The sequence below is a fragment of the Herbaspirillum sp. meg3 genome (assembly GCF_002257565.1).
Taxonomy (GTDB): Bacteria; Pseudomonadota; Gammaproteobacteria; order Burkholderiales; family Burkholderiaceae_D; genus Herbaspirillum.
Map to the genome: position 1 here is coordinate 3,131,415 of NZ_CP022736.1, position 18,061 is coordinate 3,149,475.

Sequence of the window (18,061 nt, forward strand, 5' to 3'; positions counted from 1 at the left end):
ACGACACGCAATTCGAGCGTGCGCCGGGACGACCGCTCCGATGATTGACGGATGAGAGCCGATCAGTCCTCATCAGGTCGGACATCAAACTTGAGCAGGCACCAGCAACGCCAACTGCGCCGCATCGAGATAGCACCACTCCCCTTCTTCCAGCTCCAACGCGTCCAATTGCAAGCCGCCGATGGCGACACGGCGCAAGGCGCTGCAATGATTACCGGCAGCGGCCAACATGCGTTTGACCTGATGGTATTTGCCCTGCTCCAACACGATTTCCAGCAGATGCGTATCAAGTTTGCGGCAAGTCACAGCCGCCAATGGCGCCGGCTCGTCATGCAGCTGCACGCCACCGAGCAATTGCGCTATCAGCTCGTCCGTCACGGCATCGTGCGTGGTTGCGGCATAGACCTTCGGCACATGGCGTTTGGGTGACGATTGCGCATGAATAAATGCGCCGTCATCCGACATCAGCAGCAAGCCGGTAGTGTCATGATCTAGCCGGCCGACCGGCTGCACGTCGCGCCAGGAAAACTGCTCCGGCAAAATCGTCAGCACGCCCGGATGATGACTGGGCTTACGTGAGCACTCAAAATTGGCCGGCTTGTTCAGCGCAATATAGACATGCTCCCGATACGTCCATTCTTCATCGAACAGCGTAAAGACCAGGCCTTCGGTATCTGGCGTAAAACGATAGTCATCGACTACTTCACCGTTGATGACGACCTCGCCATCTTCGATCAATGAACGACAATATTTGCGCGATCCAAAACCTTGCGATTGCAGGATGCGATCCAGACTCAACTTGCTCATTCCTTCGGCTTTCTTTCTTGTTTGGGTGTCAGAATCTGGCGGGCGATACCACGCAGAATATTGACCTCCTCGGTTTCCAATTGGGTACGGGAAAACAGACGCTTCAGACGCGGCATCAGTTTTTTGGGGCTATCTGGCTTGAGGAACTCAATGGCCACCAGCGCTTCTTCAAGGTGCCGGAACATGCCTTCGATTTCCGCCACGCCGGCCATTTCCCCTTGAAAACCGATGTCGGTCGCCTGTTTGTGATCGCCCAGCTCCGCCATCCGAAACTCATAGGCCAGCACCTGCACCGCCTGTGCCAGATTGAGCGACGAATAGTCGGGATTAGCCGGGATATTGATCAAAACGTTGCATTTTTGCACTAATTCATTCGGCAAACCAAAGCGTTCATTGCCGAAAATCAGAGCCGCCTTCAAGCCGGTGTCGCCGGCGACTTGTTCAGCAATCGCGCGCGGCGTCACCACCGGCGGCGAAAACTCGCGCAGGCGCGCGCTGATCGCCGCAGCAAAGTTGCAGTCCTGCAGCGCTTCTTCGATGCTCGACACGATACGCGCGCCGGACAAGACGTCCTGCGCACCGCTGGCAAAAGCTACCGCAGCCTCCTCCTGTACTGCATTGGGGAACCGTGGATTGATCAGCACCAGCTCGCCGAAACCCATGGTCTTGATGGCGCGGGCAGCCGCGCCGATATTGCCTGGACTGCTGGTTTCCACCAACACGAAACGCAGGCGTTTGAAAACAGAATTATCGATTTTGGGCGTGTTCATTTAAAATAGCGGTATTCGCATGTCCAAAAATCTCGTAAGCCCAGCCAAAAACAGGCTCGGCAATGCCGCTTTGATGTTAAATTGGCAATTTTTAGACGGTGCACCGCTCATTAATTTCATTGTTGTGCAACTTCTCCCGACGGTAACGAAACCGGCGGCGAAGACGCCATTTTAACGGAACCCTCAGGATGCTTATCCCCCCAATGCTCAATACGGCGATTAAGGCTGCCCGCCGCGCCGCCGCCGTCATCAATCGCGCCTCCTTCGACGTCTCCTTGCTCAAGGTCACCAAGAAGCAGCACAACGACTTCGTCACCGAAGTGGACAAAGCAGCGGAAGACGCCATCATTGAGGTCCTGAAGACCGCTTATCCCGACCACGCCATTCTGGCGGAAGAGTCCGGCGCATCCGCCAACCTGCACGACGAAAATGAAAACGTCTGGATCATCGATCCACTCGACGGCACCACCAACTTCATTCACGGCTTTCCACAATACTGCGTCTCCATCGCGCTGCAACAGCGCGGCATCATTACGCAAGCCGTGGTCTACGACCCAACACGCAACGACCTGTTTACCGCCTCCAAAGGCGCAGGTGCTTACCTGAACGAAAAGCGCATCCGCGTCAGCAAGCGCGACAAGATCGCTGACGGCCTGATCGGTACGGGCTTCCCGTTCCGCGACATGGATGGCCTGAACGAATACATGAAGATGTTCAAGATCATGACCGAAAGCTGCGCCGGTCTGCGCCGTCCGGGCGCTGCTGCGCTGGATCTGGCCTATGTCGCCGCCGGCCGTCTCGACGGCTTCTTCGAAAAAGGTCTGAAACCTTGGGACATCGCCGCCGGTTCGCTGCTGGTGACGGAAGCTGGCGGTATCGTCGGCACCTTCAAGGGCGAAGCCGATTACCTCTACAAGGGCGACGTCCTGGCCGGTAATCCAAAGATTTTCTCGCAGCAAGTCAATTTGCTGTCTGAATTCGCATAAGATTCAGACTTCAGTTCGGCATCACGCATCACGTACCATTTATCACAATCCGGTCGGAGAGCCGGAGCAGTCACCAAGTCACGCCAGGGGGGCGTTGCGATTCAATTCGATTTGCAGCGCTTCCCAGCCACCCAAGGAGACGAGCATGGCAGTCAATCCCATTCCCGAAGGCTACAGCAGCGTCACGCCCTATCTGATCGTCTCCGACACCGCCAGCGCCATTGCGTTTTACGAGAAAGCCTTCGGCGCAACCGAAGTCATGCGCATCGACGGTCCCCACGATAAAATCTGGCACGCCGAAATTCAGATCGGCAACGCGCGCGTCATGCTGGCCGACGAGTTCATCGAAATGGGCATCCATTGCCCCAAGACGCTCGGCGGGGCCGGTGTCAGCATGCTGATCTACGTCGATGACGTCGACACCATTTTTAACCGGGCCATTGCCATGGGCGCCGCCAAGTTGCGTGCCGTCCAAGACCAGTTCTACGGCGACCGGTCCGGCATGTTGCGCGACCCGTATGGTCATATCTGGTCGATTGCCACGCACAAAGAAGATTTGTCCAACGAAGAGATCCGCAGCCGCTCGCAGGCACTGCTCAAGAAGTGCAAACCAACTCCGGCCTAAGCCGTTTGCTCCATGCCATTTGTCACCAGCGCCGGTCGGCGCATTCACTACGAAATCAGCGGAGAAGGGCCTGACCTGCTCCTGCATCATGGTTTTACCAGTAGTTCGCAAGCCTGGCGTTTTTTTGGTTTCACCGAAGTCTTGCAGAAACACTATCGCGTCGTCGCCATCGATGCACTCGGCCACGGCCTGAGCGACAAGCCGCACGACACCCACGCTTACACGCTACAGCAGCGCACTCAAGACGTCGTGGCCACACTCGACGATCTTGGCATCGACAAGGTCAACTACTGCGGCTACTCGCTGGGCGGCTGGGTCGGCTACGGCATGGTGCGTTATGCGCCACACCGCCTGCAATCGTTGATCCTCGGTGCAGCCCATCCCTACGCCGACACCAGCTGGGAGGCGTTCAAAGGGCTCGACGGCACCGATCCGGCAGCCTTCATCACGGCCTTTGAATCGGTACTCAATGAAAAAATTTCCGCTGAAGTAAAGATGATGATCCGCGCCAATGATTTGCAGGCGCTGGCAGCAGCGGCGCAACAGCCACGCGCCTCCATGGAAGACTTGTTGCCCTTGATCGCTATGCCCTGCCTGATGTTTTGCGGCGACGCCGATGCGCGTCATGCGGCAGTGAAGCGCTGCACTGAATTACTGCCGCGCGCGTCCTTTGTATCGCTGCCGGGTGTGACGCATTTCGGCGGGCTGATGCAGAGCAAGCTGGTGTTGCCGCCTGTGCTGGATTTTCTGGCTGCGCAGTCAGCCTGATTTGCTGAGCAGCTTATTTCAACTCATTTCAACTTATGCACGATACGGCCGGTGACTGCTTCACCGGCTTTTTCATCGCTGTCGAATTGTTCGCGCGCACGTTGCAAATCGGCATAATGCCGCTCCGCCCAGTTGTCCAGCGCAATCAGCGTCTCGCTCAGGGATTCTCCCAGCGGGCTTAACTCATACTCCACGTGCGGCGCGGCTGTCTCCAGATTGCAGCGCGTCACCAGACCGTTGCGCTCCAGCTCTTTCAATGTCTGCGTCAGCATCTTTTGCGAGATGCCTTCGATCTTGCGCAGCAAAGCATTATTGCGCATCGGCCCCGCTGCCAGTGCAGGAAAAATCAGCAAGGCCCATTTGCTGCCGACCAGTTCGAGTGCCTTGCGCGATGGGCATGCGAGACGATAAATATCAGTCTGCGTTTCTTCTGCAGAAATTTTGTTTGCGGGTTTCATGGTTACCAAAAAGTACCTACTTGTTGCACTTTCGCCCTTTACCTATGCTGAGCGCCTGTTCAATTGATTCCTTACGGAGAAACAAATGGCTTGGATTTACCTGTCTTTGGCAAGTGTAGTGGAAATTATCATGGCGATCGCGCTCAAGTATGCAAACGGCTGGACCAAGCTGACGCCAAGTCTGATCGGTGTCGGCGCAGCCGCGTGCAGCGTGTTGTTCCTGACGCTGGCCATGCGCAATTTACCCGCCGGCACGGCGTATGCCATCTGGACCGGCACCGGTTCTGTCGGGGTGGCAGTGCTGGGCATTTACCTGTTCAACGATGCCTTGTCACCGTTGCGCCTGCTGTGCATTGCCCTGATTATCGCCGGCACTATCGGCCTGCGCTTGTTGGATGCATGATAGGTTTGGAGTTAAAGAAAAGGCCGTCACGAGGACGGCCGCTTTCACCAACTTACATAGGGTTATTCAATCAGTCAGCAAACTTGACTGCCGTTCCCTTGGCTTCGATATAACCCCACGTTGTCATACCGACACCACTCTTGTAGACCACATTCACGATCGCATCGGCCCCCATGGCGGCAGCCTTGTCGGACAAAATGATGTCGACCTGTTCCTTGGTCGGATCACGATGGAAAATCGTCAATTTCTTCACTTCACCCTCGACTGGTCCAAGCTCTTTGTACTTCTTGTCGGACAAGGCCGTCTCGCTGATGATGATCTTGTTGGCGTTCGATAGTCCTTTGGTTGACGCAAATGTAGTATCGGTGTCGGTACGATAAGACGCACAACCGGCGATCAGCGCCAACATAGCTACAGTGACAACATACTTCGTGGATTTTCCAATCATTCTTTGACCCCAAATATTGTTGATATTAGTAAGACTTCGGCGATAGCAATCGAGCAGAAAAATCGCCGCTCACATTCTGACACAACAAGCAATTGCACAGAAACGCCTGTTTCCGGACTTCTGCTGTTATACTGCGCCCCGTGCGGCACATTCTCCAGTCAAAGTCCGCTGTCCTCCCGACGTTTCAATCCCGTTTGCCTGCGACTGGCGCCCACTGCGGCGACAGGCCGATATTTTTAAATTCCACTATGTCATTCTCATCTCTCGGTCTTTCCGAGGAAATCGTTCGTGCCGTAACCGAACAGGGCTATACCACGCCAACTCCAATTCAGATGCAAGCTGTACCTGCAGTGCTCGCCGGTGGCGACTTGCTGGCAGGCGCACAAACCGGCACGGGTAAGACCGCCGGTTTCACGCTGCCGCTGCTGCAACGCTTGTCGTCGGTCGAGCGCGTCAAGATCAACGGTCATGTGCCTATCCGTGCACTGATCCTGACTCCGACACGTGAACTGGCTGCGCAGGTTGAAGAAAGCGTCCGCCTGTACGGCAAATATCTGCCACTGACTTCCGCATGCATCTTCGGCGGCGTCGGCATCAATCCGCAAATTCGCCAGCTCAAGCAAGGCGTCGACATTCTGGTCGCAACACCAGGCCGTCTGCTGGATCACATGCAACAGAACACCGTCGACCTGCGCAATATCCAGGTTCTGATCCTGGACGAAGCTGATCGCATGCTCGACATGGGCTTTATCCGTGACATCAAAAAGATCCTCGCGATCCTGCCGAAGAAGCGTCAGAACCTGCTGTTCTCGGCGACCTTCTCCGACGAAATCAAGGCACTGGCCGACGGCCTGCTGAATTCGCCGGCAATGATCGAAGTTGCGCGTCGCAACTCGACCGTCGAAGTGATCGGCCAAAAGATCCACCCGGTCGATCGCGACAAGAAGCATCCGATGCTGGCGCACCTGATCAACACGCACAAATGGACGCAAGTGCTGGTGTTCACCCGCACCAAACACGGTGCCAACAAGCTGGTCGAACAATTGGAGCGCGACGGCATCACCGCCATGGCGATCCACGGCAACAAGAGCCAGGCTGCCCGCACCCGTGCGCTGGCCGAGTTCAAGGACGGCAAGCTGCAGGCACTGATCGCCACCGATATCGCAGCACGCGGCATCGACATCGATCAACTGCCGCACGTGGTCAACTATGATCTGCCCAACGTGCCGGAAGACTACGTTCACCGTATCGGCCGTACCGGCCGCGCCGGCGCAACCGGCTCTGCCGTGTCGCTGGTGTGCGTCGACGAGCGCGACATGCTGCACGACATCGAACGCTTCATCAAACGCGAAATCCCGGTCGAAATCATTCCTGGTTTTGAACCCGATCCGAAGGCGAAACCACAGCCGATTCAACTGCGCAGCGGCGGTGGCGGCGGTCAACGTCGCCAAGGCGGTGGTGGTGGTGGTGGCGGTCGCTCGCAACAACCGAAAAAACCGGGCGCCGGAAGTGGTCAAGGCCAGCAAGCATCGGCCAAGCCGCGTCAAGGCGGCCCTGCCAAGCCACAAGGCCAGGGTCCTGCACAAAACCGCGGACCTGCTGCACGTCCTTCGGCATCGACACATCGCTCCGGTGGTCGCGGCAGGTAAAATAGCTGCTTTCGACTAAACAGCGCGGAGTATCGAAGTGGCAGAAATGATCGACGTCATCAAGGCAGATCTCAACAATCCGCGACATGGCGTCGCCATTCTCGACATGCTCGATGCGTATGCATCCGATCTGATGGGCGGCGGCGAAGGCATCACCGATTTCGTCCGCACTCATCTGATCGATGAATTGCGCAAGCGCCCTTCCGTGCATGTGTTCCTGGCGTTCGATGGCGATACGCCGGCCGGATTTGCGAATTGCATCGAAGGCTTTTCCAGCTTCGCCTGCAAGCCCCTGCTCAACATCCATGACTTTGCGGTCGCACCTGCTTATCGTGGACGCGGTATCGCAAAACAGTTGATGCACGCGATTGAAAAGTGCGCACGCGAGCTCGCCTGCTGCAAGATCACGCTGGAAGTATTGGAAGGCAATACAGTCGCTCGCGCACTCTACGCGAGCACTGGTTTCAGCGGATACGAATTGAATCCGACAACCGGCAAAGCCATCTTCATGCATCGCCTGCTGTAACACGAAGAAAGTGAAAAGACCCGGCGCGCGGGGCTTTTTTCTCACTGAGTAGCGCGAAACCAGTTTACCCAACTGAAGCGGCTAGCTTTTTGCTCTCCAGCCTCAGACGTTGCCTACACCCCCATTAGGGGCACACAGAAATTTCCGCCTCACTAAGGGGATAGAGCAAGCATTTTTGCTCATCTTCTTTTACATCGCCTCCCAGAAGACTATGCGCATTTCAGTTTTTCTTAATGCCATCAGCCAGCGTGCGTCAAAAATCCCTAAAAGTATTTTGAGATGATTTCTATAGATTGGCAGAGGCATGGTTCGGGCATTAACGCCTGTACTTATCGTTTGAAATATACAAGCACCCCACCAAATGTCGAGCCGACGTTTCTGCGGTCAATACACCGGTTAAGACAGTGTCGCCTCCTGAACACAACAATATGATCGCTGCCGGATGTTATCGACCGCGGCTCTCAAAAATCGTAATATAAAAGAAATAATTTAGAATTTTTCATAACTCCCTCAACGATTAACAAGTCCTTCATCATGCATGGACACCGCAATCTGCTCGATAAAGAAGAGACCGGAAAATGAATATAAATCGATGTGAGGAAATAAAAAAGTGAAGATAAAGACCTTCATCAGCTTAACTATCATTGGCTTGTGCGGTCTTCTGTTGCATGAAAAAATTCTTGCAGCGCCATGCAAAATGTTGGGAGGCGCACCGACGCCTATCGACATCACCGTGCCCACATTAAGCGTCGCGCGCGATACGCCTGTGGGCGGTGTTCTGGCCACCGTTGACAGCAGGACCAGTCGTACAGCGTTCGATTGCTCTACCGCTAATAACTACATAACCAGCCAATTGCCTAGAACGATCTCTTCAGACGGCGTCATGGAGGTCATCGATCAAAGCGGCAAGCCTATTCCCGGACTCGGCGTGCGTCTTTCAGAGGGCATCAACGTTGCTGTCAGCGGCAAATGCATAAGGTTGGACTCGCGTTATGTATCAAGCAACAGCATTCTCACGTGCCGGCAATACTTTACGATCAGAAACGGCGGAGGGCCGGTTCAAGAGATAGGTGGAACCTTCAGTTTTGGCTCTATCAGGCTCACCTTCGTCAAGACTTCGGATCAGATAAGTTCTGGGGTTCTTGGAGCGGATAATGTGTGGACCACCCAAGTAGACAATTATCCGCCGATAATTTACCGCATCACTGGCGGAAGCCGGCTAATCAGCAACCCCTGTACCTATAGCATACCGCCATCCGTACCGCTAGGATCGCTTCCACTGTCAGAGCTTCAGAGCAGAAAACCCAGCAAATCGGCGCCGTTTCAGTTAACCATCAACTGCGCCGCCGGCGTCAAAGTAAAAATCAATATCGCCCCCACAGGTGGCTCCCTCGTAACCGCAGCTGCCGGTACGATTACCAATAGCGATACCTCTACAACCGGCGCACAAGGAGTACATGTGCAATTGCTCGACAAAAATAACGTACCAGTGAAATTGGGAACGGATGTCGACTACGGATTACAAGCCAGTGTGTCGACATTTAATTTCAGCGCGCGCATGGTGCCAAGTGGCACAACGACGAAAGCCGGCCGCGTGACGGCCGGCGCTGTGGTGACCTTTACGTTTCACTAGAGCGGCATCAATCCAGCGTTATCTAAACAGTCTCGTAATACAAAACACTGCTGAAGGAAGCAACACGGTCAACGCACGCGTCTTATACCGCAACTTTCTGGCCACGCGATTTGCCTGAACTGAGATAGTCGGCAATCGAATCCTGCGTGACCTCTCCCAGATACATGCCGTCCGCATCGATAACCGGCATCCAGCTGGCGCTGTGCTTGTACATCTTCGACAGCACCACGCGCAAATTTTCATCCGGCGTGGCGTTGAGTGTGAACGGCTTGACCTTGTCGCCACTGACACCTTGTACACCACGAATATCGCGGCGGCTGACGTAGCCGAGAGCGCGATTATGGTTGTCGGTGATGGTCAGATAGCGTGCATCCTGATCATCCATCAAGACCATTGCATCCTGCAGCGGTAAACCGGGGCGCGCCGTCGCAGGCGTTGTCGCTGCGTCACCGGCACGCACCAGCAGCAAGCGCTTCAGCGTGTGATCCTGACCGACGAAGGCGCTGACGAAGTCATCCTTGGGACGCGCCAGCAAGGTATCGGGATGATCGAACTGCACCAGCTTGCCCGCGCGGAAAATTGCCACCTGATCGCCCAGCTTGATCGCTTCATCGATGTCATGACTGACCATGATCACGGTCTTGTTGAGCTGACGCTGCATCTGGAAGAATTCGTTCTGGATCGATTCGCGATTGATCGGATCAACAGCGCCGAACGGCTCGTCCATCAACAGCACCGGTGCATCTGCCGCCAGTGCACGAATCACGCCGATACGCTGCTGCTGACCGCCCGACAATTCACGCGGATAGCGCTTCAAAAATTTCGCAGGATCCAGCGCCACCATCGCCATCAATTCCGTCGCACGGTCACGGCAACGCTTCTTGTCCCAACCAAGCAGGCGCGGCACGATGGTGATGTTTTCTTCGATGGTCATGTTCGGGAACAAGCCGATCTGCTGAATCACATAACCGATGTGGCGACGCAGACTGACTTCATCGATGCCGGTCGTATCTTCGCCGTTCAACAGAACACGGCCCGAGGTCGGCTTGATCAATCGGTTGATCATTTTCAGCGTCGTGGTTTTGCCGCAACCGGATGGTCCGAGGAAAACACAAATTTCGCCTTCTGCCACTTTCAGGCTGACGGAATCGACAGCCTTGACGAGGTTGCCGTCTTTTTGCGTATAGGTTTTGCTGAGTTGGTCGAGTTCGATCATTTTTGCAGTCCTTTCGGTGTCAGAAGTCGTTGCAGGCTTTGCAGAAGAATGTCGGCGACAATCGCCAGCAGACTGATGAGCACGGCGCCCACAACCAGTTTTTGCATATTGCTTTGGCTGATCGCATGCAAGATCAACACGCCCAGCCCACCGGCGCCGATCACGGCGGCAATCGCCATCACGCCGATGTTCATCACCACGGCGGTACGTACGCCACCCAAGATCACGGGTACAGCCAGCGGCAGATCCACCATGCGCAGACGCTGCCAGAAGGTCATGCCGATGCCGATTCCGGCTTCCTGGATACCGCTGTCGATGTTGTCGAGCGCGAGGAAGGTGTTGCGCATGATCGGCAGCAGTGAATACAGAAACACCGCTGTGATCGCCGGCAAGGGGCCGATGCCTGCGCCAAATTGCGAGAAAACGGGGATCATCAGACCAAACAAGGCAATCGAAGGCAAGGTCAGCACCACAGTGGCCAGGCCGAGCAATGGCGTCGCCAGCCAGCGATGCCGTGTGATTGCAATGCCCAGCGGCACGCCGATCACAATGGCAAGACTGACGGCGATGCCGACCAGCTTGAGATGCTGCAACGTCAGATTGAGGATGTTGTGCCAGTCGCTGGAGAGATATTGAATCAGATTCATGGCAGGCTCCTCAAATCAAACCCTGCTGCTGCAGGAATTCGGTGACGACCTTGCCTACAGGCTCCTGGTCGATATCAACGCGCTTGTTCATCTCGGTCATCTTTTCGGTGTCGATGGTGGCGGACAGCGCATTGAGCTGTCCGGCAAGTTCCGGATTCTGCTCCAGCACTTCTTGCCGCACGACCGGCGTCGCTTTGTAGGGCGCGAAATACCCCTTGTTGTCTTCCAGCAGTTTGAGATTGAATCCCTTGATGCGTCCGTCTGATGAATACGTCAGCCCCACATACAGCTGCTCATTGCGCAAGGCGGTATAGACCAAGCCCGGATCCATCTGCTTGACCTCGCTGCGGTCGAGCTGAAAGCCGTACAGTTTTTGCATCGGGTCGAGACCATCGGGACGCGACGCAAACTCATAATCAACACCCATCAGGTGCGGCTTGCCACCAGCCTGCTGCTCTTGTGTAATGCGCTGCGCGAGATCCTCCAGCGTATTGATACCCTGCGCGTCGGCCAGTTTTTGCGGCATGGCGAAGGCATAGGTATTGTTCAGCGCAGATTCGTTGAGCCAGATCAGACCAATCTTCTTGTCGAGCGCTTTGACGCGTTCATAGGTTTCTTCCGCATCGAGTTTTTCATCGACGTGGTTGTAGACGATCAGCGAAGTGCCTGTGTATTCCCAGACGATGTCGAGCTGATTGCTTTCCTGCGCCTTGCGCATGAGCGTCGAGCCGAGGCCGTTTCGCAGATCGACGTCGTAGCCTTTTGCACGCAGATATTGCGCGGTCATTTGCGACAGAATCAGTTGCTCGGTGAAGTTCTTGCCGCCGACCAACAGATTGGAGGCCTGTGCTTGCGCGGTTGTCAGCGCTATGGTCAGTGTACCCAGCGTCAATGCCAGTGCCGTGAAGACCCGGCCAAAATATGATTTTTTCATCTTGCGCTTCCTTTTGTTGTTATGCCAGGCCACGGCGTGACAGGTACCAGTTGCTCAGCAGACTGACTATCGCGTCCAGCAGCAAGGCCAGCAAAGCGGTCGCGGCAGCGCCCAGCAGCAGTTGGCCGTGGTTGTTCAGATAGATGCCGGGGAAAATCAGGCCGCCCAGGCTTTCGCCACCGATCAGCATCGACAAAGGTGCGGTACCGACGTTGATCACCAGCGCTGTGCGAATACCCCCGACGATGATCGGCAAAGCATTCGGCAACTCCACGCGAAACAGCACCTGATACGGCTTCATGCCGATGCCTTTCGCCGCCTCACGCATGGATGCCGGCACATTCTTCAACCCTTCAAAAGTATTGCGCACGATGGGCAGCATTGACGCCAGCCACAATGCAATGATCGTCGGCCAGTTGCCGATACCGAAGAACGCCAGTGCCAACGCCAGAACGGCAATCGATGGAATCGTGTTGCCGATGTTGAAGATCTGCATGAAATACTCGGCACGGCCTGCTACCCATGGTCTGCTGAGCAGGATGCCGGCAGGGATGCCGACGGCCATCGCCAGCAGCATCGACCACGCCACCAGCTGCAAATGCTTGCCGGTGTAGTAGATCAGATCGCTGCGGTATTGAATGATCACGTCCGTACCGATCCAATGGATCAGACCGGCGATGACGAGCACGGAAACGGCTGCGCCACCGATGACGTTGCGGAAACATCGCGTCATGGTTACCCCCTGTATGGCCGCCATGGTCGAGATCAATGAAATGCCGATACCGAAACCGCGACAGCGCGTTTGACTATTTTTCGTGGTTCGCTTGCCCCCACAGGGCAGATCATTTGGATGCGAACCGATGCCGCAAGAAGCGGCGATGAAATCGATGGCAGTAAAACAACATGCTGCACGATCGACAATTTATGCATCCCGGCCTGCATGGAAAATCAGCACACCGGAGAACGAGACAACCCGTGACGGGTCAGGAATTACTTAGTAGTTGAACAAGTTTTGTCGCTGGGACAGGCATCACTATACCCGAACTGCTTAATGAAGTCCAGGCATGACATTTCAAGTAGTCATAACCGTCAGATCTGTAGGCGTAAAAAAACCGGCTTTTAGGCCGGTTTTTATTGTTGCAAGGTAATTTTTATCGCTAAATCAACTCCGTTCAATCCGTGCTGATCACCCTCAGCTTCTCACTTCAAGGCACCAAACACCTTGCCGATGATGGCGCTGCCGGCACCGACAGGGTCACGGCGAATGGCTTTTTCTTCTTCACCGATCATGTAGAACAAGCCGTCAAGCGAACGTTGTGTGACATAGCCTTCGACCGTCGACTGCTCGCCGGATACCAGACCGGTCTTGGCGACTTGTCCCATAGTAGTGTTGTACTTGGCCGAAAGACCGTTTTGATCTGTGATCTTCTTGACGATGGGGAGGAATTTTTCACCCAGCGGCGTGGCGGTTTTCTGGCGGAAGAAATCAGTCACGGAGGTATCGCCACCGGAGAGGATATTCTTCGCATCCGTCACCGACATCGACTTGACCGCATTGATCAGCAAAGGCTTCGCGAGAGGTACGGCAGACTCGGCGGCGCGGTTCATCGAAACCACCAGATCATCCAGCTTCTGCCCTTGTCCGGTCATCTTCAGCAACGGCATCGCTTGCTGCAAAAGCCCCGGCAATTGAATTTTGACCTTGTCGTTGTTGAGAAAACCATTCTCGACGCCGAGCTTGGAGACGGCGACATTGGCGCCCTTCTCCAGCGCCGCTTTCAGTCCGCTGGTTGCATCCTGATTACTGATATCGGACAGCGAGAAAGCAAACGCCAGCGTGCTGCACAAGACCAGGCTTGCCGCGATGGAAACGTGCTTAAACGGCTTGAAAGACGAATTGAAAGAGGACTTGAAAGGAATGCGAGGCATGGAGGCTCCGTGAAAAATGACCGTGCCATCATAATACGCGCCCTGCTTGCCAGACTATCGGCGAATATCGATTTGAATGTTGATTTATCCCTGCGCTACTTGCCGGCCGCTGCTTTACCGTGCGTCAGCTCGCGCCCGGCATTGTGCGGCAAGCGACGGGTCACCGGCACCGATGCGACCGAGAACAATCCTACGACCAGGAAAGCCGGCCAGAAGTCGGCTTCGACGATGGTGGCATGACCTTGCACATGATTGGAAATCTGCAGCACCAGGCCCGCAATCGTCACGCCCATGCCGAGCGACAATTGCTGCACCACGCTGGCAAGACTGGTCGCACGACCGGCGTCACGATTGCTGATGTCCGCATAGGCGATCGAATTGAGGCAAGTGAATTGCAGCGAAGGGAAAAAGCCACCCAGCAGCACCGACAGCAGCATCACCAGGTACGGCGTGTGCGAGGTGAACAAGCCGTAGGAAGCAATCGCGATCCCGGCAAACACGGCATTGAACATCAGCACTGTACGGAACCCATAGCGGCGCAACACCGTCGACGCCAGCGCCTTCATGAACATGGCGCCGAATGCGGAGGCGCACGTAATCGTGCCGGCTTCAAACGGATTAAGTCCCAACCCCTCCTGCAAAGCCAGCGGCAGCAGAAAAGGTACCGCCCCCAGCCCAACGCGAAACAAGGAACCACCCAGCACGCTGGCGCGCAGCGTCGGAATCTTCAGCAACCGCAAATCGAGCAGAGGATATTCGACACGCATCGCATGGCGGAAATAGAAGTACAGCGCAATCGATCCCACCACGCACATGATGATCGGCCATTCTTGCGGGATCAGGTGATTGCCGATCAAAGAGAAGCCCAACATGGCTACCCCGCCGCCGCACGCGGTCAGCAAGAAACCCTTCATGTCGAGCGGCGCCGCGTCAGGCTCACGGAAGTTTTCGATATAGCGGCCGGCCAGATACAGACCGAGAATGCACATCGGAATGTTGATCAGGAAAATCCAGCGCCAGTGAAAATAAGTCGTGATGAAACCACCCAGCGGCGGCCCGATCACCGGCCCCAGGAGCGACGGCAAGGTGAGGTAGCTGATGGCCTTGACCAGCTCGGCCTTGGATACCGAACGGACGATGATGATACGTCCCACCGGCACCATCATCGCGCCACCGATTCCCTGCAAAAAACGCGCAGCCACGAAAGTGAACAAGGTATTGGACAAGGCACACAGGATGGAGCCCACCATAAAGGTGATCATCGCCGAACGGAAAATTGTCTTCGCACCAACCCGGTCAGCCACCCAGCCCGAAATCGGAATGAACACGCCAAGGCTGACCACATAAGAGGTCAAGGCAAGTTTAAGGGTGATGGGGTCCTGTCCGAGGTCGCGCGCCAGCGCTGGCAAGGAAGTGGCGATGACCGTGACGTCCATGTTTTCCATGAACAGCGCGCAGCCAACAATAAGCGGAACGATAAGCGAGGGGGACACGTTGATGCGGTACGACTGGAAAGAGTTCGGGCTGTTTCGGCTGGCTTGGTTACTGCTTTACGGGCACCGGCCTCGCTTCTGACAGCCTTCTAAGGTTCGACCAGTTTACACCACTTACGCTTTCGGCGTTGCGGACAGGAAATTTTACCGACAAATCATCGACATTTTCGTTAAAACACCACACCGCCGGCAGTTGAAACATCAACGAAAAGTCAGCGAAAAAAACGGCTTGGCGACATGCCGAAGTGCTTCTTGAACATCGCCGCGAATGCGCTCTGACTGGTGTAGCCATGGTCGAGCGCCACGTCGATGATCTTGTCGCCGCGGGCGAGATTTTCCAAGGCAAGCAACAACCTCGCCTGCTGTCGCCAGTGACTGAAGCGCATGCCGGTTTCACGCAAGAACAAGCGGTGAAATGTACGCGTGGCGATACCCAATTCTTCCGCGTGCGCATCGATCGTCGCGGTCTCATCCGGTTGCGCCATCAACGCTTCACAAATCCTGCGCAGACCTGCATCCACCGGCAACGGCAAGTACAACGGCAATACCGGTACCGACCGCAATTCGTGCACCAGCAGACGCAGCAAATGCCAGTCGCGTGTATCGGCATTCAACTCAGGACCGATACCGACCGCCGCCACGATCAGCTCACGCAACAACGGCGGAATATCCAGCACACAACTCTGCTGCGGCAGGTTCGGCAACTCCTGCAGGTTGACGAACACCGTGCGCATTTTGACGTCGCCGCGCATGCGCACCTGATGATCGACTTCGGGCTGCAACCAGACGCCGCGCGTCGGCGGAACAACCCAGCGTCCTGCCACCGTCTCCACGACCAGCACGCCTTCGATCGCATACAGCAACTGCGCATAGGCATGGCGATGCGGTTCAATCACATGCCCGTGCGGATAGTCGATCGCCAGCGCAGCGGCAGGCGCGTTGGAATCGATCAGGTGATGGTAATTGGCGGTGTCCATAAGGCGGCGCGAACAGAAAAAACAGAAGAAACCAGGAAATACGAACGGAAAAAGCGAACTGTCACTTTTGCGATAACCAAAGACATGTTAGCACGCGACCGACTTTTCGATTCCGCGCAAGATAGGCGCCATCTTCCGCATCCAATGCGTCCTTTTATTCCTTGATTTCCCTTATCGCCGACATACGACCAACACTAACGAGAACATTCATGCCACTGACTTCCTATCTTTATCCCTTCCTCGCCATCGTACTGTGGGCAGGCAATGTGATTGTGTCGAAAATGGCAGCCTCCGCCATCTCGCCGACGGCAATCACCTTCTATCGCCTGATCCTCGTGCTGCTGTTGATGAGCCCTTTCATCCTGCGGCCGCTGTGGCGCAACCGTGCACAGATCCGCCGTCATTGGTGGCAACTCGCCCTTTCCGGCCTGCTGGCCATGGCGCTGTTCCAGAGCCTGTCTTATCGCGCTGCGGAAAGCACCACCGCCACCAACATGGCAATCGTCACCGCGCTGATTCCTCTGTTGACGGCGCTGCTGAGCGTGATCGTACTCGGTGAAGCCATTACCATCGGCATGGCCGTGGGCGGCGTGCTGTCATTCAGCGGTTTGCTGTATCTGGTCGGGCATGGCGACATGGGTGCCGTATTGCGCGATGGCGTGCATCTGGGTGATGCGCTGATGCTGCTGGCGGCCTTGTCCTATGCCTTGTATGGCGTGCTGCTGCGCTTATGGAAGATGAGCGTACCGGTCTGGCAAGCGGTTTACATGCAAGCCATCGCCGCCCTCGTACTGATGCTGCCGCAATTCTTGTTGCTGCCGGCCGGAACCGCTGCACTCGATGCACGCACATTGCCGTTGATCGGCTATTCAGGTATCGGCTCGTCGATCCTGCTGTCCTTCCTGTGGATCGAAGGCGTAAAAAAACTCGGGCCGAATCGCTGCAGCATCTTCATCAATCTGCTCCCGGTATTGACGGCGCTGTTCGCCATCCTGTGGCTGCATGAATCCATGCATGCCTATCACCTTATCGGTGGCGGCATCAGTCTGATCGGCGTCCTGCTTACGCAAATCGTGCAACGCCCGCTGTCCGGCTCGCGCATGGGGTATCGGTGATGCATCACTGATGCCGTCTTTACGTCACCTCTTTGGGTCACCTCATACGCCGCAGCATGCTTCAAACTGATGGCGCATGAGCGCGTTTGCCGGAACCATTCACGCTTTTTCCTCCCAAAGAAACAAGACTGCGACAGACAAGCTGGGTACAATCGCCCGGCCATTCATCTGTTCGCCCCTTCAATCTCACTGCGAGGAAATTGCATGAATATGAGTTCAGACGTCACCACCAGCGCAAGTCCCGGCATGCTTCCCCATGACACGCACAGCAAGACTATTGGCTACCTGCTCTGGATCTTCGGCTTTACGGGCGCGCACCGGTTTTATTACGGCAAACCGATCACCGGCACCATCTGGTTCTTTACGCTGGGCTTGCTTGGCATCGGGTGGATCATCGATCTGTTCTTGATCCCCGGAATGGATAAACAAGCCGACCAGCGCTTCAACGGCGGCAACATCAATTATTCGGTCGCGTGGCTGCTGCTGACCTTCCTCGGTTTCTTCGGGATCCATCGCATGTACATGGGAAAATGGCTCAGCGGCATCATCTGGCTCGCGACCTTTGGCGTCTTCGGTTTTGGCGTACTGTACGACTTCTGGACGCTCAACACGCAGATCTCGGAGCGTAACCACGCTGCTGGTTCATCATCCTGATTGCGCCTGATCAGTGAAGACAA

20 protein-coding genes are annotated in these 18,061 nt (G+C 55.6%); 9 read left to right on the forward strand and 11 right to left on the reverse strand.

Features of this window, described 5'->3' with window-relative positions:
• Positions 1–84: 84 nt before the first annotated feature.
• Together hmeg3_RS14010 and hmeg3_RS14015 are read right to left on the reverse strand one after the other, a co-directional pair.
• Complete coding sequence (locus tag hmeg3_RS14010) at positions 85–807, reverse strand: pseudouridine synthase (RefSeq protein WP_094564265.1); 723 nt, start codon at positions 805–807, stop codon at positions 85–87.
• Positions 804–1,577: an RNA methyltransferase gene (locus hmeg3_RS14015; RefSeq protein WP_094564266.1), complete on the reverse strand. Its 774-nt coding sequence runs from the start codon at positions 1,575–1,577 to the stop codon at positions 804–806. Before hmeg3_RS14015 ends, hmeg3_RS14010 begins: the two co-directional genes overlap by 4 nt.
• 188 nt (positions 1,578–1,765) lie before the next feature.
• Between hmeg3_RS14015 and hmeg3_RS14020 the strand changes: the two genes are divergently transcribed.
• From hmeg3_RS14020 to hmeg3_RS14030, 3 genes are all read left to right on the forward strand, one after another.
• Positions 1,766–2,563, forward strand: coding sequence for an inositol monophosphatase family protein (locus tag hmeg3_RS14020; protein ID WP_050479659.1), 798 nt, complete (start codon positions 1,766–1,768; stop codon positions 2,561–2,563).
• 145 nt (positions 2,564–2,708) lie between these two features.
• Entirely contained in the window at positions 2,709–3,188 is a 480-nt protein-coding gene (locus hmeg3_RS14025; protein WP_094564267.1) for a VOC family protein, read from the forward strand.
• Between the two features lie 12 nt (positions 3,189–3,200).
• Complete coding sequence (locus hmeg3_RS14030; RefSeq protein WP_094564268.1) at positions 3,201–3,956, forward strand: alpha/beta fold hydrolase; 756 nt, start codon at positions 3,201–3,203, stop codon at positions 3,954–3,956.
• Between the two features lie 23 nt (positions 3,957–3,979).
• On the opposite strand, the gene hmeg3_RS14035 is transcribed toward hmeg3_RS14030, so the two are convergent.
• Positions 3,980–4,414: a helix-turn-helix domain-containing protein gene (locus tag hmeg3_RS14035; RefSeq protein ID WP_094564269.1), complete on the reverse strand. Its 435-nt coding sequence runs from the start codon at positions 4,412–4,414 to the stop codon at positions 3,980–3,982.
• Positions 4,415–4,499: 85 nt separating this feature from the next.
• Here hmeg3_RS14035 and hmeg3_RS14040 point away from each other — a divergent pair, with 85 nt between their 5' ends.
• A complete protein-coding gene (locus hmeg3_RS14040) occupies positions 4,500–4,817 on the forward strand; it encodes a multidrug efflux SMR transporter (RefSeq protein ID WP_094564270.1) in 318 nt (105 codons plus the stop codon).
• A gap of 70 nt (positions 4,818–4,887) precedes the next feature.
• Here the strand turns inward: hmeg3_RS14040 and hmeg3_RS14045 are convergent, their stop codons facing one another.
• Entirely contained in the window at positions 4,888–5,265 is a 378-nt protein-coding gene (locus hmeg3_RS14045) for a heavy metal-binding domain-containing protein (protein ID WP_157739273.1), read from the reverse strand.
• A gap of 248 nt (positions 5,266–5,513) precedes the next feature.
• Between hmeg3_RS14045 and hmeg3_RS14050 the strand changes: the two genes are divergently transcribed.
• The 3 genes from hmeg3_RS14050 (at position 5,514) to hmeg3_RS14060 (ending at position 9,073) form a co-directional block, all read left to right on the forward strand.
• On the forward strand, positions 5,514–6,914 hold the full coding sequence (locus hmeg3_RS14050; protein ID WP_094564272.1) for a DEAD/DEAH box helicase: 1,401 nt from the start codon (positions 5,514–5,516) through the stop codon (positions 6,912–6,914).
• Between the two features lie 46 nt (positions 6,915–6,960).
• Positions 6,961–7,440 (forward strand): GNAT family N-acetyltransferase, encoded by a 480-nt coding sequence (locus hmeg3_RS14055; RefSeq protein ID WP_094564273.1) that lies wholly within the window; start codon positions 6,961–6,963, stop codon positions 7,438–7,440.
• A 610-nt stretch (positions 7,441–8,050) separates the two neighbouring features.
• Positions 8,051–9,073, forward strand: a complete 1,023-nt coding sequence (locus hmeg3_RS14060; RefSeq protein ID WP_094564274.1) for a fimbrial protein — start codon at positions 8,051–8,053, stop codon at positions 9,071–9,073.
• An 82-nt stretch (positions 9,074–9,155) separates the two neighbouring features.
• Here hmeg3_RS14060 and hmeg3_RS14065 read toward each other — a convergent pair whose 3' ends face one another.
• The 7 genes from hmeg3_RS14065 to hmeg3_RS14095 all read right to left on the reverse strand — a co-directional run bounded on the left by hmeg3_RS14065 (position 9,156) and on the right by hmeg3_RS14095 (position 16,269).
• Positions 9,156–10,289 (reverse strand): betaine/proline/choline family ABC transporter ATP-binding protein, encoded by a 1,134-nt coding sequence (locus hmeg3_RS14065; protein WP_094564275.1) that lies wholly within the window; start codon positions 10,287–10,289, stop codon positions 9,156–9,158.
• Entirely contained in the window at positions 10,286–10,936 is a 651-nt protein-coding gene (locus hmeg3_RS14070; RefSeq protein ID WP_094564276.1) for an ABC transporter permease, read from the reverse strand. Before hmeg3_RS14070 ends, hmeg3_RS14065 begins: the two co-directional genes overlap by 4 nt.
• Positions 10,937–10,946: 10 nt before the next feature.
• Entirely contained in the window at positions 10,947–11,870 is a 924-nt protein-coding gene (locus tag hmeg3_RS14075; RefSeq protein WP_094564277.1) for a glycine betaine ABC transporter substrate-binding protein, read from the reverse strand.
• 19 nt (positions 11,871–11,889) lie between these two features.
• Entirely contained in the window at positions 11,890–12,603 is a 714-nt protein-coding gene (locus tag hmeg3_RS14080) for an ABC transporter permease (protein WP_094564278.1), read from the reverse strand.
• A 467-nt stretch (positions 12,604–13,070) separates the two neighbouring features.
• On the reverse strand, positions 13,071–13,799 hold the full coding sequence (locus hmeg3_RS14085) for a DUF4197 domain-containing protein (protein ID WP_094564279.1): 729 nt from the start codon (positions 13,797–13,799) through the stop codon (positions 13,071–13,073).
• A gap of 95 nt (positions 13,800–13,894) precedes the next feature.
• A complete protein-coding gene (locus tag hmeg3_RS14090; protein WP_232512009.1) occupies positions 13,895–15,235 on the reverse strand; it encodes an MFS transporter in 1,341 nt (446 codons plus the stop codon).
• 269 nt (positions 15,236–15,504) lie between these two features.
• A complete protein-coding gene (locus tag hmeg3_RS14095) occupies positions 15,505–16,269 on the reverse strand; it encodes a helix-turn-helix transcriptional regulator (protein WP_094564281.1) in 765 nt (254 codons plus the stop codon).
• A 209-nt stretch (positions 16,270–16,478) separates the two neighbouring features.
• On the opposite strand from hmeg3_RS14095, the gene hmeg3_RS14100 reads away from it, so the two are divergent.
• On the forward strand, positions 16,479–17,384 hold the full coding sequence (locus hmeg3_RS14100) for a DMT family transporter (RefSeq protein ID WP_094564282.1): 906 nt from the start codon (positions 16,479–16,481) through the stop codon (positions 17,382–17,384).
• A gap of 204 nt (positions 17,385–17,588) precedes the next feature.
• Positions 17,589–18,038 carry a TM2 domain-containing protein gene (locus hmeg3_RS14105; RefSeq protein WP_198361703.1) on the forward strand — a complete coding sequence of 150 codons (450 nt, stop codon included), beginning with the start codon at positions 17,589–17,591 and terminating at the stop codon, positions 18,036–18,038.
• Positions 18,039–18,061: the final 23 nt, after the last annotated feature.